Here is a 2676-nt window from a genome sequence, read left to right as displayed (position 1 = left end):
GTGCGGAATTTCGCCGACGAAAGCGACATCGTCCGGCATCCACCATTTGGCTACCTTGCCGTCCATGAAGCCGAGAATGTCAGCCTTGGTCGGTTCCTTGCCCGGTTTGCGGACGACGACCAGCAGCGGCCGTTCGCCCCATTTCGAATGCTGAACGCCGATGGCTGCCGCCTCGGCGACATCGGGATGGCCGACAGCCAGGTTCTCGAGGTCGATGGTCGAAATCCATTCGCCGCCGGATTTGATGACGTCCTTGGCGCGATCGGTGATCTGCATGTAGCCGCCAGCGTCGATGTGGGCGACGTCGCCAGTGTCGAACCAGCCATCCTCATCGAACTGCTCCACGCCGGCGTCGCCATAATAGGCACGGGCAACGGCCGGCCCACGCACTTTCAGGCGGCCAAAAGTCTTGCCGTCCCAAGGCTGCTCGTTGTTGTCGTCGTCGGTCACCTTCATTTCGACGCCGAAGGGCGGATAGCCCTGTTTCTGCTGGACGTCGAGCCGGGCTTCGCCCTCAAGACCAGCATGGTCCGGCTTCAGGGTACACAGCGTGCCGAGCGGCGACATTTCGGTCATGCCCCAGGCGTGGATAACCTGGACATCGTAGTTCTGCTGAAACTTGGTCATGATCGCGCGCGGGCACGACGAGCCGCCGATGACGACCTTGTTGAGATAGGGAAGCTCCTTGCCGGTCTCCTCCAGATGCTGCAGCAGCATCATCCAGACGGTCGGCACGGCGGCGCTGAAGGTCACCTTCTCGGTGTCGAGCAGTTCATAGATCGAGGCGCCATCCATCTTGCAGCCGGGCATGACCAGCTTGGCACCGATCATCGGCCCGCTCTGGCCAAGGCCCCAGGCATTGGCGTGAAACATCGGCACGACAGGCAGGATCGTATCGCGCGACGACAGTCCCATGGCGTCGGGCATGGCAGCGATCATGGCGTGCAGCACGTTCGAACGATGGCTGTAGACGACGCCCTTGGGATCGCCCGTGGTCCCGGACGTGTAACACATGCCGGCGGCGGTGCTTTCGTCGAAGGTCTTCCAGGCGAAGTCGCCATCCGCTTCGTCAAGCCAATCTTCATAGGCGACCGTGTTGGGCAATGTCGTCGGCGGCATATGCGCCCTGTCGGTCAGCACGATCACCTGTTTCAGCGATTTGACGGCGCCGGCGATCTTCTCGAGCAGCGGCATGAAAGTCAGGTCGACGAAGACAGCCTTGTCCTCGGCATGGTTCATGATCCAGACGATCTGCTCGGGAAACAGCCGCGGATTGAGCGTGTGGTAGATGGCGCCGATGCCCATGATGCCGTACCAGGCCTCGATGTGGCGCGCGGTGTTCCAGGCCAGCGTGGCGATACGGTCGCCCATCCCATAACCGTCACGCTCCAGCCGCTGGGCGACCTTCAGGGCGCGGCGATGGATGTCGGCGTAGGTGGTGCGCACGATCGGCCCTTCGATCGAGCGCGACACGATCTCGCGCACGCCATGCTGCCGCTCGGCATTGTCGATGAGCTTATGGCAAAGCAGCGGCCATTCCTGCATCAGTCCCAGCATTCGATCCTCCCTCACGCTTTTTGCGTTGTGCTTTTCGAGCTATTGTGGAGCGAACCGGCGGATTGTCCAGCCGCCAGCACCCCTGAGCGCCGCATTGGTGGAAAACCGCCACAATCCGGCCATCGTCGGCGTTAAGTTTCGTTAACGGGCAAAGGGGTGCGATTGGCGACTGAAAGAGGTTCGCATGGACGCGCAGCTCGACGACAAGGCTCTCGAGAGTACGCTTGCCGAAAGTCTGGCCGATGTGGTGCCGGACACAAAGACTGTTTCCGAAGATGAATTTGTTGAAGTTGTCGGCGGCGCGCTGGAAGCGGTCGGCGGCACGCTGCTGTTCAAGATGTGCGTCCAGAATCAGGGCGAGGACCAGCACGTCGCGGCCGCGTCAGTCGGCGATGGCGGAAACCGCCAGTTCCTGCTGCTTACCTTGCCTACCGGCGGCGGTTCCCTGAAGGTCGAGACCGTCTCAAGAAGCAGCAACCCGGTCGCCGGGATCGCTGCCGCCTATGCCGGTCTCATGGACGTGTTCAAAGCCGCTGCCTGACCGCTGACGACAATCCCGAGGATTCCAAGGGGCGATCCATCGGCGTCGGCTAAGCAAGTTTTGCGTGTTGGATGGCGATAGCGGCTTGCGCAATGCGCTTGCGCGACACACCTTAAGTCGACGCAAGGAGAGCCCCCCGCATGGATCAGATCGCCAACCCCGCACCCGGTTTCCAACGCAACCCGGACAAAATCATCACTGTCGAGCCCTATGCCGGCACCGTTACCGTGCGTGTCGGAGACGTGGTCATCGCTTCAACAACGAAGGCCAAGGTGCTGACCGAGGCCCCCTATCCGGCGGCCTTCTACATTCCGTTCGCCGACATCGATTTCGGCAAGCTCGGCCGCACCGACCACTCGACCCATTGCCCCTACAAGGGCGATGCAAGCTATTGGAGCGTGCTGCCTGCCGGCGAGACCGGCCAGAACGCCATGTGGGCGTACGAGCGGCCTTTCGACGAAATGGCTGAAATCCGCAACCACGGCGCATTCTACGCTAGCAAGGTCACGATCGAAGCCAAACCGGACTGAGCCAACGCCGAGGGCATCGAGATCCGCTCGGCTGGCCAGTCACTCCGT

At 61.8% G+C, this 2676-nt stretch carries 3 protein-coding genes; 2 read left to right on the top strand and 1 reads right to left on the bottom strand.

The genetic code is table 11. From position 1 onward, the window contains the following. The coding region (locus tag EN893_RS28095) for a long-chain-fatty-acid--CoA ligase (RefSeq protein WP_128361955.1) at positions 1 to 1557 on the bottom strand (1557 nt) is incomplete at its 3' end. 184 nt (positions 1558 to 1741) lie between these two features. On the opposite strand from EN893_RS28095, the gene EN893_RS28090 reads away from it, so the two are divergent. Continuing rightward, complete coding sequence (locus EN893_RS28090) at positions 1742 to 2098, top strand: hypothetical protein (RefSeq protein ID WP_023808564.1); 357 nt, start codon at positions 1742 to 1744, stop codon at positions 2096 to 2098. 140 nt (positions 2099 to 2238) lie between these two features. Next, a complete protein-coding gene (locus EN893_RS28085) occupies positions 2239 to 2628 on the top strand; it encodes a DUF427 domain-containing protein (RefSeq protein WP_127270456.1) in 390 nt (129 codons plus the stop codon). Positions 2629 to 2676: the final 48 nt, after the last annotated feature.

This window comes from Mesorhizobium sp. M7A.F.Ca.CA.004.04.2.1 (genome assembly GCF_004022825.1).
Taxonomy (GTDB): Bacteria; Pseudomonadota; Alphaproteobacteria; order Rhizobiales; family Rhizobiaceae; genus Mesorhizobium.
This window is presented reverse-complemented; position numbering and strand designations above follow the sequence as displayed.